Annotated in this window: 18 protein-coding genes; 7 read left to right on the forward strand and 11 right to left on the reverse strand. The window is 68.4% G+C overall.

Annotated features, from left to right (window positions below; translation table 11 throughout):
- Positions 1–448 precede the first annotated feature (448 nt).
- Positions 449–829 carry a hypothetical protein gene (locus tag VFA06_RS12635; protein ID WP_324840708.1) on the forward strand — a complete coding sequence of 127 codons (381 nt, stop codon included), beginning with the start codon at positions 449–451 and terminating at the stop codon, positions 827–829.
- A 459-nt stretch (positions 830–1,288) separates the two neighbouring features.
- On the opposite strand, the gene VFA06_RS12640 is transcribed toward VFA06_RS12635, so the two are convergent.
- From VFA06_RS12640 to VFA06_RS12650, 3 genes are all read right to left on the reverse strand, one after another.
- Positions 1,289–1,738 (reverse strand): hypothetical protein, encoded by a 450-nt coding sequence (locus VFA06_RS12640; protein ID WP_324840709.1) that lies wholly within the window; start codon positions 1,736–1,738, stop codon positions 1,289–1,291.
- 84 nt (positions 1,739–1,822) lie between these two features.
- The gene (locus VFA06_RS12645; RefSeq protein ID WP_324840710.1) at positions 1,823–2,014 is read right to left on the reverse strand and encodes a hypothetical protein; all 192 of its coding nucleotides are present in this window, start codon (positions 2,012–2,014) and stop codon (positions 1,823–1,825) included.
- A 16-nt stretch (positions 2,015–2,030) separates the two neighbouring features.
- Positions 2,031–2,681 (reverse strand): SigE family RNA polymerase sigma factor, encoded by a 651-nt coding sequence (locus VFA06_RS12650; protein WP_324840711.1) that lies wholly within the window; start codon positions 2,679–2,681, stop codon positions 2,031–2,033.
- A gap of 178 nt (positions 2,682–2,859) precedes the next feature.
- Here VFA06_RS12650 and VFA06_RS12655 point away from each other — a divergent pair, with 178 nt between their 5' ends.
- Positions 2,860–3,546 (forward strand): hypothetical protein, encoded by a 687-nt coding sequence (locus tag VFA06_RS12655; protein WP_324840712.1) that lies wholly within the window; start codon positions 2,860–2,862, stop codon positions 3,544–3,546.
- 89 nt (positions 3,547–3,635) lie between these two features.
- Here VFA06_RS12655 and VFA06_RS12660 read toward each other — a convergent pair whose 3' ends face one another.
- Together VFA06_RS12660 and VFA06_RS12665 are read right to left on the reverse strand one after the other, a co-directional pair.
- Entirely contained in the window at positions 3,636–4,388 is a 753-nt protein-coding gene (locus VFA06_RS12660; RefSeq protein WP_324840713.1) for a hypothetical protein, read from the reverse strand.
- A complete protein-coding gene (locus VFA06_RS12665; protein WP_324840714.1) occupies positions 4,388–5,032 on the reverse strand; it encodes an RNA polymerase sigma factor in 645 nt (214 codons plus the stop codon). Before VFA06_RS12665 ends, VFA06_RS12660 begins: the two co-directional genes overlap by 1 nt.
- 308 nt (positions 5,033–5,340) lie before the next feature.
- On the opposite strand from VFA06_RS12665, the gene VFA06_RS12670 reads away from it, so the two are divergent.
- The 3 genes from VFA06_RS12670 (at position 5,341) to VFA06_RS12680 (ending at position 7,613) form a co-directional block, all read left to right on the forward strand.
- Entirely contained in the window at positions 5,341–6,180 is an 840-nt protein-coding gene (locus VFA06_RS12670) for an MBL fold metallo-hydrolase (RefSeq protein ID WP_324840715.1), read from the forward strand.
- Positions 6,181–6,244: 64 nt separating this feature from the next.
- Positions 6,245–6,757 carry a MarR family winged helix-turn-helix transcriptional regulator gene (locus tag VFA06_RS12675; RefSeq protein WP_324840716.1) on the forward strand — a complete coding sequence of 171 codons (513 nt, stop codon included), beginning with the start codon at positions 6,245–6,247 and terminating at the stop codon, positions 6,755–6,757.
- A gap of 160 nt (positions 6,758–6,917) precedes the next feature.
- On the forward strand, positions 6,918–7,613 hold the full coding sequence (locus VFA06_RS12680) for a DUF4232 domain-containing protein (RefSeq protein ID WP_324840717.1): 696 nt from the start codon (positions 6,918–6,920) through the stop codon (positions 7,611–7,613).
- A gap of 161 nt (positions 7,614–7,774) precedes the next feature.
- On the opposite strand, the gene VFA06_RS12685 is transcribed toward VFA06_RS12680, so the two are convergent.
- The 6 genes from VFA06_RS12685 to VFA06_RS12710 form a co-directional block, all read right to left on the reverse strand.
- Positions 7,775–9,286, reverse strand: coding sequence for an alpha-N-arabinofuranosidase (locus tag VFA06_RS12685; protein ID WP_324840718.1), 1,512 nt, complete (start codon positions 9,284–9,286; stop codon positions 7,775–7,777).
- Between the two features lie 44 nt (positions 9,287–9,330).
- Positions 9,331–10,254 carry a carbohydrate ABC transporter permease gene (locus tag VFA06_RS12690; RefSeq protein WP_324840719.1) on the reverse strand — a complete coding sequence of 308 codons (924 nt, stop codon included), beginning with the start codon at positions 10,252–10,254 and terminating at the stop codon, positions 9,331–9,333.
- Complete coding sequence (locus VFA06_RS12695) at positions 10,244–11,152, reverse strand: sugar ABC transporter permease (RefSeq protein WP_324840720.1); 909 nt, start codon at positions 11,150–11,152, stop codon at positions 10,244–10,246. The genes VFA06_RS12690 and VFA06_RS12695 overlap by 11 nt, the downstream gene beginning before the upstream one ends.
- Positions 11,153–11,193: 41 nt before the next feature.
- A complete protein-coding gene (locus VFA06_RS12700) occupies positions 11,194–12,480 on the reverse strand; it encodes an ABC transporter substrate-binding protein (RefSeq protein ID WP_324840721.1) in 1,287 nt (428 codons plus the stop codon).
- A gap of 71 nt (positions 12,481–12,551) precedes the next feature.
- Positions 12,552–13,658, reverse strand: coding sequence for a LacI family DNA-binding transcriptional regulator (locus tag VFA06_RS12705; RefSeq protein ID WP_324840722.1), 1,107 nt, complete (start codon positions 13,656–13,658; stop codon positions 12,552–12,554).
- A gap of 120 nt (positions 13,659–13,778) precedes the next feature.
- Complete coding sequence (locus tag VFA06_RS12710) at positions 13,779–16,106, reverse strand: arabinofuranosidase catalytic domain-containing protein (RefSeq protein ID WP_324840723.1); 2,328 nt, start codon at positions 16,104–16,106, stop codon at positions 13,779–13,781.
- On the opposite strand from VFA06_RS12710, the gene VFA06_RS12715 reads away from it, so the two are divergent.
- Both VFA06_RS12715 and VFA06_RS12720 read left to right on the forward strand, forming a co-directional pair.
- The gene (locus tag VFA06_RS12715; protein WP_324840724.1) at positions 16,099–16,569 is read left to right on the forward strand and encodes a hypothetical protein; all 471 of its coding nucleotides are present in this window, start codon (positions 16,099–16,101) and stop codon (positions 16,567–16,569) included. The genes VFA06_RS12710 and VFA06_RS12715 overlap by 8 nt on opposite strands.
- A gap of 41 nt (positions 16,570–16,610) precedes the next feature.
- On the forward strand, positions 16,611–18,320 hold a 1,710-nt coding region (locus VFA06_RS12720), incomplete at its 3' end, for a PAS domain S-box protein (RefSeq protein ID WP_324840725.1).

Consider the following 18,320-nt stretch of genomic DNA (forward strand, 5'->3'; position numbering starts at 1 on the left):
CCCCCGGCGAGCGCCGCCCAAGTGTCCGCTGTAGGTCTCAATCTTCTGCCGTCCGATATCGGTGCCCGCCAGCCTTTATCCCGCTACGTGACGGCTACCGTCCGCCGCGCGAGCAATACGGTAGTGCACCCCACGCGCGTAGTGACTGCCAAGGGCCGCTCGCAGCGCGTCGCCCGCGGCCCCGCCGCGTTCCCCCTTCGGCTCCGCTCCTGCCCGCTTGATCTTGTGGCAGGTGAGTCGGCGTGCTGACTCGCGGTGTACCGATAAGTGCGGCTGCTTGGGTCCGAGACGCGGCAAACCCGTCGTGGACGCTGGAGGATTCGGTCCGGGATCCTGAGAATGGGCTGCGGCGATGCAGTTCGTCGTCATGCCACTGTAAATGCCAAATATATGATCATGGCGCACGCGATATGCGTGCGTGTGCAGGAATCGGGAGTAACGCGGCCTCATGGAGGACCAGAGCGAATTCTGCCGCTTCTTCGTCGAGGCGACCGACATCGCGCCGGTCGTCGACGTCCTCGCGGCGGCGCTCGGCGTGCCGTTCGCGAAGAACTCGGCCACGGCGAGCGGGCTCGACATCGACGTGTGGGACAACGAGTACGCAAGCGGGACGCCCCGCTTCGGGGAGGACTTCCTCGAGTGGCCGCTGACTATCGAGGTCTCCTCCGAAGAGGTCCCAGTGCCGCACGACACCATGTTCGACGTCGTCAAGCGCATACTCGTCGCGCTGTGGGACGCCGACATCCGCGCCGTGGCCGCCTGCGACTTCGAAGACGAGTTGCCGTGGCGCGGAGGAATCGGCCGCCTCTCCCAGCAGCCCAGCAATTGATGCCGTAATCCGCCCGGGAACTGTCACGGTTGCTCGCCAGAGCGCGGCGTGCAGCCTGACAAACTACTCGCAGAAGAACCCCTCGTCAGCCCGCGCATCGCATATTCGAGCCCCACACCACCCCATCACTGGCGGCCCGCTCCCCCCGCCGCTCGCCACCGGGCGAATCGCTGCACGATCGACATTATCGATCTTGCCGCCAGGGTAGGCGACCGACCGCGCGCTCCCACGGATCAGGCGGCGACGTCGGCGAGTTCTGATATCTGAGCAGAGGCGTGGTTCAGCGCACCACGCCTTGACCGCGTCCAGACGGACCGAGCAAGGTGACCCCTCAAGCCCGTTGCCAGCTCGCGGCTCCCCTGGCTTTAGGAGCGACCCAATGTCTTGTCATTTCGTCGCTCGCTCGCCCCGTGGTGAATAAGGCGGGCGTCCACAGTAGGCAGTGGTCGAGCCCGCGGGTTACTGCTGCACCAGCACGGTCCATTGCACGCTGGACGGCGTGTTGACGTGCAGGTCGATCTGGTGGTCATTCGGAAAGTAGATCTGGTTCCTCGTCGCGTTGACCGCGGCGCTGTCGCACGGGATGTTCACCGAGCCGACCGGCTGATAGTCGACAGTGGCTGTGCCCGGGCCGAGGCAGCTGAAGCTGAGCCACACCTGGCCCTGACGACCGTAGAAGCTGCCGACCGTGGCACTGCCCCGGGTCACGCCCTTTTGCACAAGGATCTTGAGGTTAGGCATCGCGGCGGGTGGTTCCAGCGTGCCGGAGGAATGAGTGCTGGTCGGCTGCACTGGTGTCTGTGGCTGGGAGCCGTGGGTGCCGGCCGCACACGCGGTCAGCGCGAGGGCGGTGAGCGCGAGAAGAGCGGGTATGTCCAGGACGGCGGGAAGAGGTGTGCGCTTGGTCATGAGCGGCATCTTTCGGTTGTCGGCTCGGGGGCCGGCCTGCGGATCAGCCTCGGAGCGACCGCGTGGCGCGCGGGAGGCGGATCGTCAGACGGGCGGCTCATCCGGGATGCAGGGAAGACACGCGTCCTCGGCGTCGCGCTCCTGCGCGCGCAACCGGGCACGCAGGAGCGCGACGAGTTCCTCGTCAGACTCGGGCGGGTCGGGCAGCGGCTGAGACGCGAAGTCGCGGTAGAGCTCGCGGATCTCGCGTTCGGTGTTCGACTGTTCGTCGGCCAAGGGTGTCGGTCCATGTTCAGCGGTACTTGCTCATGACGAGTCTCATTGTTGCAAGAGCTCGTGTGGTTTGGCTTCTGATCGTCGATGGTTCGCACTCCAGGATTTCGGCGGTACGCGCCACATCGAGGTCTTCGAAGTAGCGCAGCGTCAGGGCCGCGCGCTGTCGCGGCGGCAGTTCGCGTAGCGCCGCCAGCAGCAGCTCCCGGTCGGCGATGTTCGTTTCGCCCGATCCGCCCGCCGGCCGGTCGGGCACTTCGGCGCGCACCGACTCCAGGCGCCAGCGCGCGTGGCGCCGGTCGCTGACGAAGATTCGGTACATCGTCGTACGCGCATAGCCGAAAGCCACTTCGGGCCATCGCAGCCTGTCCCAGTGCCGCAGCACCGCCAGCAGCGTGTTCTGCACGAGGTCGTCCGCCTCGTGCCAGTCCCCGCACAACAAGTACGCGGAGCGCCGCAGACCCGGCCTGACGCTGATGACGAAACGTGTGAACTTCTCGTCCCGTGTGAACTTCTCGTCGTGCTCTGCTGTGTGGTTTCCGTCCACGTCGTCGCCGACCCCCCGGAAAGAGTTTCCGACCCCCGTGCAGCGATCCCGGCCATCCGCAGCGTGCTTATGAACAAGTGCCCCGTTGCGCTGTCCCCGATTGGCTTGATCAAGCGGGGACAATTCGCGACTCGTTCACGCTAGCAGCTGGATAAGCCGTCTGCGACTGTGTTGGTACCGGAGTAGATGTCCGTATCGCATGGTTCTGACGGTGACCGGCTGGTCCGCCTTCAGGTGGCCGGTCCGGGCCTGCACGGCGGGGCGAACGGGCTTCATCAGCACGCCGGGAGGTACCACCGAATTGAACAAGTCATCATCCCGTTCGCTGCGCATCGGCGGGCTGTTCGCCGTGCTCGCGGCGCTCCTGCTCGGCCTGGCGGCCATGGCGGGCCCCGCGTCCGCGACGACCGCCGACTCGTCGAACACCACGCCGCAGGTCGTCTCCTGGACGGACAAGGCCGGGCTGAGCTACTCCGCGCGGGCGCTGACCGCGGCGGAGATCAAGGCCCGCGGCCTCGACAAGTACATCGACATGTCCACGCAGGCCGTGACCACCCCGACCCTGGTGCGCTCGGGCGCATCCGGGGGCAAGGCAACGCCGAGCGGCACCGCGAACGCCGTCCAGCGCACCGGCGCGAAGACCTCGCCGATGGCCTCGGGCTGCTGGTCGTACTGGTTCGGCTACGGGACCTTCTCGGGCCTGCAGCTGTGGGGCAAGACCGACGTCACCTGGTGCGGTGACGGCACCTGGGTCACCTACTCCACATCGAACTGCTACGGCTACAGCAACTACCCGACCTACGCCTACCTCGGCTGCAGCAACTATCCCAACTACGGCTCGGGATGGAATCTGTACCAGGTCAAGACCCAATGGACACTCTGCCCCGCATGGGTGCCGGTCTGGGGTTCCTGCGCGTACACGACATACCCCTGGGAGCAGTACCAGTTCCTGGGCAGCGGAGCCGTCCTCTGGAACGGCGGAAGCTGATGCGCCGAGCCTGAGGTACCGATAGCAAGAGAGCACGCCTGTCCCGCCGCACTTCGGCGCGGTGGGACAGGCGCTTTGACGAGCCAGGGTCACGACGTGCCTGGCCTATGCACGGGCGACGGCGTCAGCACCGAGGGCGCCGGATTCAGCGTCCTGACCACGCCCCCATCCGAGGCGTAAGCGGTGATGGACTTCGCGTCGGCGCCGGAGGGCCACCAGGCGAAGAACCGACCCCCGGACACCGTCGCGTCGACATGGCGTCCGTCAGCCGTGTCAATGAGGACGCTCGCGACGGAAGGAGCCACTTGACCGTACGCGACGCGGAACGGATCGGCGCCGTTCAAGACCCCGGGACTGCCATCGAGCACAATCCCCTCGGCCGGGCTGAACGTACTGACCTCGCCGACCCCGGTAAACAGGGCACTGCCCGAGCGGCCGATGCACACACCGTACTGGCCGGCCCCGCTCATGAGCACCGCGGTCAGTTCTCCACGCTGCTCAGACAACACTCCCGCCATTGCGGACACGCTGATCGGCCAGTGCTGGGCGATCAGCCGGGACTGGCACTGCTGCTGCGCGGCCACAGCGCGGTCGCCGCTGAGCGCGGTCGGGACCGCGGTCCACGACGCGGTCAGCGAGGCCGTGTGCGTCGTTGGGCTTCCGATCGCGAACGCGGCTGCGATTGCTCCCGCCGCGAGCACGGGCACCGCCACCTTCCATCGGGCAAGCCGCCGGCGCGGCACGCCGCCGGCGCCGATCTCGCGCCGCAGCGCGAGGCGCCGCGCCTCGGCGCGGCCCAGAGGCATCGGCAGATCAGGCAGGTTGAACAGATCTGATGTCATCAGTACCTCCGTGGTCGAATACCAGGCAGGCTCGGGCGCCCGACGCCGGAATGCCGAGCGTTCTCGCCAGCGTCTTCCCGGGCAACGCGGTCGACGTGCTCACCGAGGCGCTGCCGGGCACGGGAGAGCCGAGATTTGACGGTGCCGATCGGGATGCCGAGTGCCGCAGCGATCTCGGCATGGCTAAGCTGCCCGGTCGCGGCCAATTCGAGAACGTCCCGGTCCTGGCGCGGCAACTGCCGCAGCGCTACCCGCAGGCGCGCCACCTGTCGCTCGGCGTCCACCCGCGCGGCTACCTCCTCCGCCGGGTCGCCCGCTGACTCGGGCAACGGGATCCGATCCAGCGCGTCCCGATGACGGCGCAACGTACGATGGTGATTGCGGGTGAGCATGGTGGCGATGCCGTACAGCCAGGGCAGCGCGGACGCCACCTGCGGGCGAATCTGTGTTCTGCGACGCCAGGCCTCCAGGAACACCGCAGAGGTCAGATCCTCAGCCGCACTCCACAACCCAGTGCGCCGGAAACAGAAGTTGTAGATCGCGCGGTGGTATCGCACGAACAGCGCGTCCCACGCGTCAGCCGAACCCTCCAGAGCATCGCGCCACAGGTCCTCGTCACTCGGCTCCCCAGACGACAGGTTCATACCCTCCTTGTGTCCGCCGCGCCGCGCCGGTTCCATAACAAGCCAGGATTTCTTCACGCGCGCGAGATGCGCAGCGAACCGACCAGAACAACGTGATCCAACCCGGCTTGGTCGGAGCTGTCCAGGCAAGCCGGGTTGGATCACACCGGCTGCCCCGTCCTCGGCGGCACGGTCAACGCGACTCCCATCGACACCCGGCCCGCCACCGCATCCCCGGCACGGTCCCGCGCCCAACGGCACTTCCCGTGCCCCCGGGTAGAAGCCGATTTCATCTTGCCTGAGATAATCTCAACTCGTACGATCAACCCATGATCACACCTGCGCCACTCCCCTTCCGCGGATCGCTGCCCGAGGCGAGTCCGCCGTCTGACATGGCGATCTACCAGCTGCCCACGGGTACCTACGAGACCAGGGCGGCGTTCGCGTTCAAGGGCGGCTCGTGGCGCGAGAAGCGCAGCTTCGCGGCGACCGCGGTCCTGGTGCGCCACCCTGGGGGCGACCTGCTGATCGACGCGGGCTTCGGCGCCGACGTCGCGGCGCACGTCAAGGCCCAGCCCCGGCTCGCGCGCGCCCCCTACAAGGCGCTGAGCACCGTCAGCGACCAGTTCGACGCGGCCGGATACGACCGCGACCGGCTGCGCGGAGTGCTGATCACCCACGCCCACTGGGACCACGTGAGCGGCCTCGACCAGCTTCGCGTGCCCATTTGGATGAACCCAAGCGAGCTTCGATACGCGGCCGAGGACGGCGATGGACGGGTGTACCGGACGGTCTCCCAGGGGCGCGAGATCCGTCAGTACGCCTTCGACGACAAGCCCTACCTGGGCTTCTCCTGTAGTTACGACGTGTACGGCGACGGCTCGGTGGTCGTGGCCCTGGCCGGCGGGCACACGACCGGCTCCGTGATCGTGTTCGTGACGTTGCCGACCGGCAAGCGCTACGCCTTCATCGGCGATCTGGCCTGGCAGCTCGAGGGAGTCACGCGGCCGGCTGAGCGCCCCTGGCTGATGCGCAAGCTCGCCGACTGCGATGAGGACCAGGTGCGCGACGGCCTGCGCCGGATGGCGTCCCTCAAGGACCTGATGCAGATCGTCCCGTCCCACGATCTGTCCGCCTACGCCGGGATTCCGCTGCTGCCCGGCCGATAGCCGCGTCCCGCTCCAGCACCAGGGCGTTGATCACGAAGCGAGGGAAGGAGCGTACCGTTTCGCCATGCGAAGCCAACCATCGTCCAGCCGGCCTGCCGGGGGCCGGACCGCGGACGGGGCCGCCCCCGACGACATTCGTCCCACCGTCGACTCGGAGATCACCTGGTTGCTGCACCGTGCGGCACAGCGCTTGCGCAACGCGACGGGTGAACAGGCCGAGGCGCACGGGATTCAGCTGCGCGACTACATCATTTTGAGCGCCCTGGAGCTCGACTCGAGCCTGACCCAGATCGAACTGAGCGCCTCGCTCGGCTTGGACAAAACCACGCTGATGAACCAGCTCGGCCGGCTCGAGCGGATGGGCCTTATCGTGCGCAGCGTCGACCCGCGCGACGCCCGCGCGCGCATCCCGAAGAACACCCAAGCCGGAAGCGAGTTACGCGCGAGGGTCGCGCACGCGTGCGAGCGGGTCGAGTCGGCGATGCTCGACGGGTTCACCGAACAGGATGTCAGCACCTTTCGACGCATGCTCTTCGACATCATCGGCGACACCCACGACAAGGGCTCCTGCCTGTAATCGAGCTCACCCGCGAAGGACCACGCCTGCGCGGCGTCCAGCCATCGGCGCGATCAGGCCGTCAGGAACAAACCTGTGACAACCGCTGTCCTGACTGGTCGTCATGGAGAGCAAAGGCGGGAATCGAACCCTGCCACATCAAGGGGAGGACCGATCCACGATGCACACGCACGTCCTGATCACGGTCACTCGGGCGACGCCCATAGCCGCCGCACTGGCAACGGCCGTCACCGTCCTGCTCGCCGGCTGCACCACGTCGAGCACGGCTCGCCAAGGAGCCCTAAGCGCCGCCACCTCCGGGCCCACGCCCTCCGCGACGACCGCATCAGGCAGCCCGGGAGCCGGGGCAATGCCCGCGCGCGGCACCAGTTCGACCGCCTCGCCCGGCGCAGAGAGCGCCGCCGCGCGAGCGTGCGATGGCGCTTCGTTGTCGCTGTCCGCCTCTCACGACAGCGCCGGAGGGCCGTTCGACTACATCGTGATCGAATTCACCAACCACGGGTCGGCCGCGTGCACCATCGAGGGTTACCCGGACGCCGCGGCATACGGCGTGACAAGCGACAGCTACGTCTTCAACTCGAGCCGACGGCTCACGGGCAACGTCGGAGACCAGTACAAGGCGCCCGAACCGATCACACTCTCGCCTGGCGCCAGCGCCTCCACGATCCTGGAGTGGACCGACAAGCCGACCGCCAACCACCCAGATCCGCACTGCCTGAGCTACCGGGAAGGAACCTTCCACATCAGCGCGCCGGGCACGAAGCAGACCACGTACATCCCCTTGGCGGCCGACGTATGCGCCGACCTCTTGGTCCACCCGCTGGTACCCGGCACCACCGGCCGCCAGGCCAACTGACCTCCCTTTACGGCGAGTTGACCCGTTAGGGTGGTGTGCTCGAAATCTCCGGCTGGAACTCGCTGGGCACCGGCTTGCGAGGCATGCGGCAGCGGTGAATGCGGTGCCGGTGCCGGTCGTGACCCGGCGCCTTCGAGTGCGGGTGGGCATAGGCGACATCATTAGTGTGGGTCCAAACGCAGCAGGCTCCAGGAGACCGGTGGCAGGCCGATCGAGAGTCCGCTTCCGGTACCGGCGTGGGTGGCGGTGTGGTCGGTGCTGGAGCGGGGGCCGACGCGATCAGGTAGCCGCTTCGAGTTGGTCGCCAGCAGGTCATCGCCGCCGAGTACTACGTGTTCGACGACGCGCAGGGGCTCGTCGGTGTGCAGCTTCAGTTCCAGCAGGCCGGGTTCGGTCTCGTGCCGGTTGACGGCGAAGACTGTCATCGCGCCGGTCTCGGGGTCGCGTGTGGCGGCGACGTCGACCGCCGGCGCGTCGGAGTGCGGGCCCGCGGTCGGACCGACCGGGTCCACGCGCAGGACCTCGCCGCGGGCGTGCCGGGCGGTGAGCGCGAAGGGGTGGAAGATCGTCTGCCGCCACGCGTCGGTGTCGGGCTCGGTGCGGATCGGCGCGATGACGTTCACCAGCTGGGCGAGGCAGGCGATCGCGACCCGGTCGCTGTGCCGCAGCAGGCTCATCAGCAGGCTGCCGACGACGACCGCGTCCTCGGCGGTGTATTCGTCCTCGATCAGCCGCGGCGCCTGTGCCCACTCCAGGTTGTCCTGGCCGGCGAACCGGCTCTCGTACCAGAGGTTCCATTCGTCGAAGGAGAGCTTGAGCCGGCGCGGCGAGCGCTTCTTGGCGGCGATGTGGTCGCAGGTGGCGACGACGCCCTCGATGAAACGGTCCATCGTGCTCGCGGAGGCGAGGAACTGGGCCCGGTTCTGCGGGGTCTGCTCGAAGTAGGCGTGCAGGGATATGTAGTCGACGTAGTCGTAGCAGTGGTCGAGCACCTCGGCCTCCCAGCTGCCGAAGGTGGGCATCCGCTCGTTGGAGCTGCCGCAGGCCACGAGTTCGACGCGCGGGTCGATGCGGCGCATCGCCTTCGCGGTCTCTGCGGCGAGTCGTCCGTATTCCGTGGCGGTCTTCTGCCCGATCTGCCAGTGGCCGTCCATCTCATTGCCCAGACACCACAGACGGATGTCGTGCGGTTCGCGCACGCCGTGGGCGACGCGCAGGTCCGAGTAGCGGGTGCCGCCGGGGAAGTTGGCGTATTCGAGCAGATTGCAGGCCTCTTCGACGCCGCGGGTGCCCAAGTTGACCGCCAGCATCGGCTCCGCATCGGCCTGCCGGGACCAGGCCATGAACTCGTTGAGGCCGAAAGTGTTCGGTTCGATGGAGCGCCAGGCGGTGTCGAGGGTGACCGGCCGCTGCTCGCGCGGGCCGACGCCGTCCTCCCACCGGTATCCGGAAACGAAATTGCCACCGGGGTAGCGCACGACGCTTACACCGAGTTCCTTGACCAGCTTGAGCACGTCGGTACGCAGGCCATCCGCGTCGGCGGCCGGATGGTCGGGTTCGTAGATGCCCCCATAGACGCACCGGCCCATGTGTTCGACGAAGGAGCCGAACAGGCGTGGCGGAACGGCCGCGATCGTGAAGTCGGGGTCGATGGTCGCGGTGCTGGTGAACACGCGGGCTCCGTTTCTAGACGTACCGGGCTCTTGGTCGCCGGGGGCTACTTGATGCCGGTGGTGGCCACGCCCTGCACGAAGTAGCGCTGCAGGAGCAGGAAGGCGATGGCCAGCGGCGCGAGCGAGATCGCCGCTCCCGCCATCAGCGCCGCGTGGTCCACGCCGGACTGGCTGGAGAAGAGGGTGAGCGCGGCGGGCAGGGTCTGCATCTGAGTCTGGCTGCTGATGACCAGCGGCCAGAGGAAGTCGTTCCACAGAGCGGCGAACTGGATGATGAACAGGGTGGCCAGCACCGGCTTGGCGTTGGGCAGGATGATGCGCCAGTAGATGGTGAAGTTGCCTGCGCCGTCGATACGCGCGGCCTCGTCCAGCTCGCGCGGCAGCTGCTGGAAGAACTGCCGCAGCAGGAAGATGCCCAGCGCGCTGGTGGCCCGCGGGATGATCAGACCCTGGTAGCTGTTGAGCCAGCCGAGGTGGAAGATCGTCAGGAACACCGGGACCAGGGTGACCTGGAACGGCACCATCAGCGTCGCCAGGATCAGCAGGAACAGTACGTTGCGGCCGCGGAAGCGCAGCCGGGCGAGGGCGAACGCGGTCATCGAGTCGAACAGCAGCAGCAGAAGAGTGGTGCCACCGGCGAACACGAAGGTGTTGATGAGCAGGCGGACGAAGGGCAGTTGGTCGAGTACCGCCCGGATGCCGTGCAAGGTCCATTGCTGCGGCCACAGCCGCGAGGGATCCGCATAAAGGTCGCCGTTGGTGCGGAAGGCCACGCCGACCATCCACACGAACGGCAGCACGATCGCCAGCGCGCCGATCACGACCACCAGCCAGGACAGCGCCGCGCCGATCCGGCCGGCGACCCGGGCCAGGTTGCGCGGGCCGGTTGTCTTGTCCGCGGGCGTGTGCCCGCGGCGGTGTCCGTCGACGGCCGCGCCGTGGTGCATCAACGTTTCGCTAGTCGCCATCGCGGTTCCTCGCGACGCGCAGCTGGACGGCGGACACCGCCAGGATGACGACGAACAGCACCCAGGCGATCGCGCTGGCGTATCCCATCTGGAATTCCACGAATCCCTTCTCGTACAGGTACATCACGATCGACTCGGTGCTGAAGACCGGGCCGCCGCCGGTCATCGCGAAGACCAGGTCGAACAGCTGCAGCCCGGTGATGGTGGCGATGAGCGTGGTGAACAGCAGCGCGGGCCGCAGCGCGGGCAGGGTCACCGCGGTGAACCGGCGCCACGGCCCGGCGCCGTCGAGCATCGCGGCCTCGTACAGGTCCGCGGGCACCTGCTGCATTCCGGCGAGCAGCACGATCATGGTGAAGCCGACGTTCTTCCAGATGCCGACGGCGATGACGGTGGGCAGGGCAAGCGAGGTGGACTGAAGCCACTGCGGCGCGGAGAAGCCCAGGCCGCCGAGCCAGCCGTCGACGAGGCCGACCTGGGGGTCGAGCAGGAACTTCCACACGATGCCGACCACCACGAGGGAGGCGACGAACGGGAAGAAGTACGCGGTGCGCAGCAGTGAGGAGAACCACGTGGTGCGCCGCAGCCGGGAGGCGATCGCCAGCCCGAGCCCGACCTGCCCGACGGTGACGGCGCCGGTGTAGATCACCGTCACGCGCAGGGCGTTCCAGAACCGCGAGTCGTGCCATAGCGCGCGGTAGTTCGCCAGGCCGGTGAACGGGTTGTCCGATCCGCCGATCGTCCAGTTGTGCAGGCTCATCCACCCGGACTGCACGATCGGCTCGGCGATGAACACCGCGATGAGCACGACGCTCGGGGCGACGAACAGGTACGCGGTGTTGAAGCGCCACCGCCGCCGCCCGCCCGCGGCGCGAGACGAGGGGTTGAGCGTTGCCATGGTCTACTCCGGGATCTGCCGCGGGGACTGCTGCGGGCGGGTCAGGACTTGCAGCCGGTGAGCTGGTTGATCTTCTGTGCGGCGGAGTCGGCGGCCGACTTGACGTTCGCGCCCCGCTCGATCTGCTGGATCATCGGGATGTAGACGTCGGTGTCGATCGACGTGGCCTGCGGCTGCCCGGCGAGATAGAGCTTGGCGTAAGGCAGCGCCTTGGCGAACAGCGCGACCGTCGGGTTGGCTGCGACCGCGTCGCCGAGGTCGGTGCGCGCGGGCGGGAAGCCAGAGCTCTGCGAGAACTGGGCCTGCGCGGTCTTGCCGGTGTACCAGGCGAGGAACTGTTCAGCCTGCGCCGCGTGCGGCGTGTTGCGCTCGATCATCAGCGGCACCGTCGAGGCGAGCGTGATCGGCCCGGCCGGGCCGACCGGCACTTCGGCTATCCCGAGGTTGATGCCGGCGGACTTGTAACCTGCTGCGGCCCACGGGCCGTTGATCTCCATCGCCGCCTTGCGCGAGGCGAAGAGGGTGTCGGCGTCCGCGCCGGACTGGCCGATCGGGCTGATGTGGTTCTGGATGACCAGCTGGCTCCACTTGGTCAGCGCCGAGACGCTGGCCGCGGAGTTGACCACGGCGCAGCCGTGGCCGTCGACGATGTCGCCGCCGTTCATCCATTGCAGGATCGGCCACATCTGGATGGTCTGGTTGTCCGCGAGCGACAGGCCGTACTGGGAGACCGTGCCGCCGGAGCTGACGGTGAGCTTCTTGGCGTCCGCGACGAAGTCGTCCTGCGTGGCCGGCGGGTTGCTGATCCCGGCCGCGGTGAACATGTCCTTGTTGTAGTAGAGCGCCAGCGTGGCCATGTTCGCCGGCACCGCGTACAGCTTTCCGTCGACGGTGAACGCGTCGCGCACCGCTGAGGGGAACGCGCCGGCGTCGATTTTGCCGTCCGCGCTGCCGACCGCGCTGTCCAGCGGCAGCACCGAATTGGTCTTGATGTAGCTGAAGATCGAGCCGGGATCCGAACTCGGGGTCGCCAGGTCCGGCCCGGCGCCGGTCGCCCAGGAGGCCGGCAGCTTCTGGGCCACCGTGGCCCACGGCTCGACCGTCATTGTCACGTGGATGTCCGGGTGCGTCTTGTTGAACTCGGCGACAAGAGCCTGATACGCCGGCTCGTCGGGGCCGGTGAACCCGGTCAGCATCGAGAGCTGGACCACCCCGCCGGACGACGTGGACACCCCGTTGTTGCCGCACCCGGCGGTGAGCGTCACGGCCGCCAGCGCGGCGCCCAGGCAGGCGGCCGACCGGCGCATATTGATTACTGAGCCTTTCATCAAACTCCTTATTTACTGCGCAGGGTCCCCCTGAGCCGGGACAGGTTGTCAGCGCCGCGCGGCGCCGGGGTCTAAGCGCCGGGGTGGTAGCCGCAGGATTCGCGCACGACCAGCTCGATCGGCACGTTCTCGTGGGTGACCGGCTCGCCCGCGCCGTCGATCAGGCCGAACAGCCGTTCCGCGGCCTGCCGGCCGAGCTGTTCGGCCGGAACGCGTACCGTGGTGATCGCCGGGGTGGTCAGCCGGGACACGCCGAAGTCGTCGTAGCCGACCAGCGCCACGTCCTCGGGGACGCGAAGGCCGCGGGCGCGCAGTTCGAGCAGCGCGCCGTAGGCCATCTCGTCGTTGGCGGCGAAGATCGCCTCGAGTCCGGCCATGCCGTCCAGAAGCTGGGCCGCCCCTGCCCGGCCGGCTTCCTCGCTGAAGTCGCCGACCGCGAGCGTGTGCGTGCACGGCTGCGGGCTCTCGGCGAGCGCGGCGCGGAACCCCTCGTAGCGGTCCAGCGCCGTCTGGTGCTCCAGCGGCCCGCTGATGTGGCCGATCCGGCGCAGGCCGTGCTCGTTGATCAGGTGACGGGTCACGGCCGCCGCGCCGGCGATGTCGTCCATGCCGACCGACACCGCCTCCGGCAGGTGCGGGTAGCGCCCGATCAGCACGACCGGCAGGCCGCCCTCGACCATGCGATTGACGTTCGGATCGTTGATCGCCGCCGATGCGATGATCGCACCAGCCGCCGCCTGCGAGCGCAGAATGCGGTCGTAGGCCACCGGGTCGTGGTCCGTGACAGGGTTCGTGGAGATGAGGACTGCGGTGTCGTGCGCGTTGGCCGCGCCGGTCACCCCTACCAGCAGATGCATGAAGTAGGGGTGACCGAACACGTGCTGCGCGGTGTTGGGCACCACGACCGCGATCGAGGTCGACCGGCCCGCTCGCAGCGCCCGCCCCGCCGAGTTCGCGACGTAGCCGAGTTCGCGAGCCGCGGCGCGCACCGCCTCCTTCGTCTCCCGGCCGATCCGCGGATGATCCGCGAGGGCCATCGAGACCGCGCTCGGCGAGATGCCGACGACCGTGGCGATGTCGCGCAGCGTCGCCGGGCCGCGCCGCGCGGCGCGCCGCAACGACTTCGGTGTCGGCGTCGCTGTCGGCGTCGAGTTGGTCTCGGGGTCGGAGACAGACATGAGGCGAGTCCTTGGATGCTTTAACGCTTCAGCACGGCTGAGACTATGGATAGCGATTCAGCGTGTCAATAGGTAAAGGCTCGCTGAATCGAATGAGCAACGGAGTCGAAACGGCGTCGGCTACGGCGCCCAGGCGGGCAGTGGCAGCCAGCTGACGTCGTCGGTCCACGACGTCGAGCTGTCCCAGGCGTCCGGGCCACCATCGCTGGCTACGTACAACTGACCGGCGTAGTGCCTCAGGTAGTCGGCTGGGGTCGCGTTCCAGGACAGCGACTCGCCCTGTCCGCTCTTGCCCGGGACGGCGCAGAACGTGGCGTCGGAGGCGAACTGCGCCGTGCCGTCGTTCTGCTGTTGGTAGACGGCGCCACTGGTCTGGCGCAGATAGCCGTTCGGGTAGTTCTTGGACTCGAAGGACAGGCACGCGCTGTTGGCCAGACCGGGTCGCACGATCCACGTCGCGTCCTGCTTGTCGAGCGAGGAGTTGGCGACGGTGATCGGCGAAATGATCGCCCTGCCGTTCTGGTGTCGGATGAAGTCGCCGGCGCAGCACGCCGTGGTGGCGCGGAAGGACACCTCCGCGCCCGGAGCGAGCGCCACCGCGCCGAGGTAGCCGAACTGCTGGCCGGCGCCCCCGGTGCACGCCTCGATGTCGAGCTGCGTCCCGTTGGCGGTGTTGTCGCCCGGGTCGGTGAGACAGAGTCCTGACTGCGGGTTGATCAGTGTGCCGTCGGGCTGCTGCACCCACTTCTGCCCGCCGACGCCGTTGCACGCCCAAAGCTCGACGTGCGCGCCGGATGCGGTGCTGTCCCCGTCGATGTCAAGGCACTTACCCAGTGACAGCAGCGTCTGGCTCGACGGGTCGTACGTCCAGTGCTGGTCCACCGCATACGATTGGCAGTCCCAGATCTGCAACTGCGGGCCGATCGCGCCGTACAAGTCGTCGCCGGGCACGTCGACGCACTTGCCGCCGGGCGCGCTGATCGGGTGGCCGCTGTTGACGAAGAACTGCTGGTCCGCCGCGCCTTCGCAGGCCTCGATGTCCAGAACGGTGCCGGCGGCCGTGCTGCCGCCCGGGTCAGTCAGGCAGAGCCCTGACTGCGGGTTGAGCAGCGTCCCGTCGAGCTGCGGCACCCACTTCTGCCCGCCGACGCCGTTGCAGGTCCACAGTTCGACCTTGGTGCCCGCCGCCGTGCCGTTGCCGTCAATGTCGAGGCAGCGTCCCATCGTGACGAGTTCCTCAGGGTGTTGCCAGGCGGGTACCGCCGCGCCCGACGGCAGGCCCTGGTCGGGAGTGGTGCGCAGGTACTGCCAGGTCTGGTCGACGGCGTCGTGCTGGCAGCTCCAGATGTCGACCGCGGTGCCGTTGCCGCCGTTGTCGTTGCCGAGCACGTCCAGGCAGGAGCCGCCCGGGCCGGTGACCGGGACGCCCGGACCGCCGCCGCTGGTGCCGGCGTAGGCCGCGGCGGCGATGTTCGACTGAACGGAGGCGATCGTGCCGTTCGAGGCATAGCCCGAGACGATCGCGCCCTCGAAGAACGCGCCGGGCGCCATGTCGCTCTGGTCGCCGCCGACGCCGAGCCCGATACCGCCCTCCTGATGCATCGGCGCGTATCCGCTCGGCAGCGAGCCGGAGTAGAGCGAGGTCAGCGCGGGTTGCGTGGCGTCGCCGCCGTCGAGCGCGAACTGGCTTTGGCCATCGTTACGCAGGACGGCCGTGATGAACTTCGAGTTCTCGCTCACGTTGGACGGGTTCGCGCTCGACCCGTTGCCCATGAAGACGCCGTTCTCCAGATCGGCCTGGATCCACGGACCGTTGCCGGTGCACGGCGGGACGCCGCACCAGGTGGAGATGATCAGCGCGTCCATGTGCGCGTTGCCGGTGTCGGTCGCGCTGGTCTCCATGTTGCCGAAGTCGAAGCAGCAGTGGTCGGTGGCGTCGGTGCCGCTGGCGACCTCGTACACCGACTCCGGTTGCCCGCTGACGGCCACCCCGGGCGCCGGAGTGTTCGGCGTGGACGGCACGTAGCGGTAGCCGACGCGGGCGGTGACCCGCACGCCGTACGCCTCGTGCCCGTTGACGGTCACCGGCAGCGCGTCTGCCCGCGCCGCGATGTTGGCCGAACCCGAGCTGCCCGCAGGGCCGAGCGTCAGATCGCTGTGATGACCCGACTGGTCATAAATCCGGCTGATCGTGCAGACGGTATTCGCACAGAAGCCGTCCTGCGTCGCGGCGTTCGCATAGCCGCCCGCGCTGAGCAGCCCGATGTCGGTCGACGCCCCGTCAGACTGCCGGGTGACTTGGTAAAGCGGCCCCCCGTAGCCGCTCGAGAGCGCTCGGACCGTGCTGTAGGCGGCCGCGCAGGTCTGGCCGCCGCTCGCGAACGCGTCGCAGGGCAGCGTCGAGGTGGCCGCCTGCGCGGTCTGCGCGGCGGAGTGGGCGATGAGCATCGCGACCGCCAGGACAACGGCGCACACCAGGGACCACGTCTTCATGGCACCGGCGCGTAGCTTCATAGAGCTCTCCGATCTTGCTGAAACGATTGAGCAATCGCGTTTGGCGATGCCGGGCTCGATGTATGGAGACAGGAGCAAGCAACCCGAACGCTACGGCCGATCTTGCGATGTGGGCGGGATCGGCTCAGGTACGGTGATGGTGACCATAGGGTCGCCCTGGAGGATGGTCAAGCAATCGAGCCGACCGGATCACGCCGTCGCTGCCTGCCGATCGCGTCTCGCAACCGCGCAAGTCAGCATGCGAGCATCAGCGTGCCGCTTCGCCCTGCCCGAAGGTCTCCCGGCCGAGGACGCGCAGCAACTCGAGCTTTCCGGCACTGTCCGTGCCCGGCCGCAGCACCTCGCACTCCAGCTCGATCGTCCCGACGTGCGTGCCATCAAGGTGGGCAACGTGTAAGCGGGGCGCAGGGGGTCGGGTTTGCGACTACCTTGTGTTTTGTGAGCGCGACGGCGGATCCGTCCTGGGCTGATAACGGCGTGCGGGCAGAACTGGCACGCTACCTGGCCCTAGCGGAGCACGCCCCGGACGCGGTCGTGATCCTTGATGTCGCGAAAGGCTGCTTCGTCTTGGTGAACCAGGCCGCCGAGCGGCTGTTCGGCCTGGACCGTGAGGTGTTGCTGACCGTCGGCCCGGCCGAGGTGAGCCCGCCGACCCAACCGGACGGTCGCGCTTCCGAACTCGCCGCCGCCGACTACATCAGCCGGGCGCTGGCCGGTGAGCGGCCCTGCTTCGAGTGGACTCACCGCAGGTCCGACGGACAGGAGGTGCTCTGCGAGATCACCTTGCTGCGGTTGCCCTCCGCCGATCGCGACCTGGTGCGCGGCAGCATTCTGGACATCACCGACCGCAAGGAGGCCGAGAAGGCGCGGTCCGCCGCCGTGACCGCGCAGGCGGAGCGGCGCGTCGCCGAGGCCGGTGCGGCCAGGTTGCGCGCGATGGTGGCCGGTCTGAACGCGATCGTGTGGGAACAGGACCCTCAAACGCTCAGGTTCCGCTTCGTCAACGACCGCGCCCGGGCCGTACTCGGCTATCCGGTGGGAAGGTGGCTGAGCGAAGACGGCCTGTGGCAACGGATTCTGCACCCGGACGATCGCGACGAGGTGATGCGCGCGGTCACGGCGGCGTCCGGTGACCTGTCGCTGACTTACCGCGTGCGCGCCGAGGACGGCCGCTGGGTGTGGCTTCACCACCTGGCCCACGTCGTACGCGACGACGAGACGGCAGCGATTCACTCGGTCCTCATCGATGTCAGCGAGCAGCGGCGCCAGCAGCGGGCTTCGGCGCTGCTGGCCGCGACCGGCCGGGCGTTGTCCGGGCCTGGTCCGCTAGAGCAGCGGTTGGCCGCCGTAGCTGAACTCGCCGTGGCAGAGGTTTGCGATCGCGCGAATGTTTGGCTGCGGGGCACCGATGGGCGCTATCGCCCCGTCGCGGTGGCTCCCGCGCATGTCGCGCCGCAGGTGCTGGGCCTGGGCCCGATCAGCGCGCCGCCACACCTGGAGGAGATTTATCGCACCGGACAGCCGTTCGTGCTGCCGGAGATCACCGAGGGCATGGTGCGCGACGCCGCCGGCGGCGATCCGGCACGCCGCAGCGCAGTGGAGGCGCTGGGCACCCGCAGCGTGCTCGTCGCCCCGCTCGTCGCGGCGGGCCAGCTGGTCGGGCTGCTGACCCTGGTGAGTACCGGCACCGAGCGACGTTACGACGACGCGGACCTCGCCCTGGCCGGTGACCTCGGCCAGCGGATCGCCACGATGGTGTCGGCGGAGCGGATGGCGCAGCGGCAACGCCACCTGCACGAGGTCACCGTGGCGTTGGCCGCGGCCGGCACCGTCGCCGAGGCGGCGGAAGTCCTCTCCGCCGGACTGCGCCGCGCGCTCGGCGCGTCCGCGGTCGGGGTGTGCCGACTCGCCTCGGACGGCTGGCTGCACCTGGTATATAGCGATGGTGTCGAGCGGCTAGACCGCTTCGCGCGGGTCTCGCTGCAAGCCCCGTTCCCCTTCGCGGAAGCGGCGCGCACCGGCGAACCGGTATGGCTCGCCAGCCGCGCGCAGTGGATCGAACGCTACCCCGACTCCGTCAGCACGCTGCGTGCCGACACCGAGGCGACGGTATCGCTCCCACTGACCGTTGCCGGCCGGGTGCTCGGC

This window comes from Actinocrinis sp., assembly GCF_035653575.1.
Classification (GTDB): Bacteria; Actinomycetota; Actinomycetes; order Streptomycetales; family Catenulisporaceae; genus Actinocrinis.

Excerpts from the sequence above, each read along its gene's own strand:
- VFA06_RS12680 (WP_324840717.1), top strand. The coding sequence starts at position 6,918 with ATGCACACGCACGTCCTGATCACGGTCACTCGGGCGACGCCCATAGCC.
- VFA06_RS12635 (WP_324840708.1), top strand. The coding sequence starts at position 449 with ATGGAGGACCAGAGCGAATTCTGCCGCTTCTTCGTCGAGGCGACCGAC.
- VFA06_RS12665 (WP_324840714.1), bottom strand. The coding sequence starts at position 5,032 with ATGAACCTGTCGTCTGGGGAGCCGAGTGACGAGGACCTGTGGCGCGAT.
- VFA06_RS12640 (WP_324840709.1), bottom strand. The coding sequence starts at position 1,738 with ATGACCAAGCGCACACCTCTTCCCGCCGTCCTGGACATACCCGCTCTT.
- VFA06_RS12700 (WP_324840721.1), bottom strand. The coding sequence starts at position 12,480 with ATGAAAGGCTCAGTAATCAATATGCGCCGGTCGGCCGCCTGCCTGGGC.
- VFA06_RS12705 (WP_324840722.1), bottom strand. The coding sequence starts at position 13,658 with ATGTCTGTCTCCGACCCCGAGACCAACTCGACGCCGACAGCGACGCCG.
- VFA06_RS12660 (WP_324840713.1), bottom strand. The coding sequence starts at position 4,388 with ATGACATCAGATCTGTTCAACCTGCCTGATCTGCCGATGCCTCTGGGC.
- VFA06_RS12690 (WP_324840719.1), bottom strand. The coding sequence starts at position 10,254 with ATGGCGACTAGCGAAACGTTGATGCACCACGGCGCGGCCGTCGACGGA.
- VFA06_RS12670 (WP_324840715.1), top strand. The coding sequence starts at position 5,341 with ATGATCACACCTGCGCCACTCCCCTTCCGCGGATCGCTGCCCGAGGCG.
- VFA06_RS12695 (WP_324840720.1), bottom strand. The coding sequence starts at position 11,152 with ATGGCAACGCTCAACCCCTCGTCTCGCGCCGCGGGCGGGCGGCGGCGG.
- VFA06_RS12715 (WP_324840724.1), top strand. The coding sequence starts at position 16,099 with ATGAGCATCGCGACCGCCAGGACAACGGCGCACACCAGGGACCACGTC.
- VFA06_RS12710 (WP_324840723.1), bottom strand. The coding sequence starts at position 16,106 with ATGCTCATCGCCCACTCCGCCGCGCAGACCGCGCAGGCGGCCACCTCG.
- VFA06_RS12675 (WP_324840716.1), top strand. The coding sequence starts at position 6,245 with ATGCGAAGCCAACCATCGTCCAGCCGGCCTGCCGGGGGCCGGACCGCG.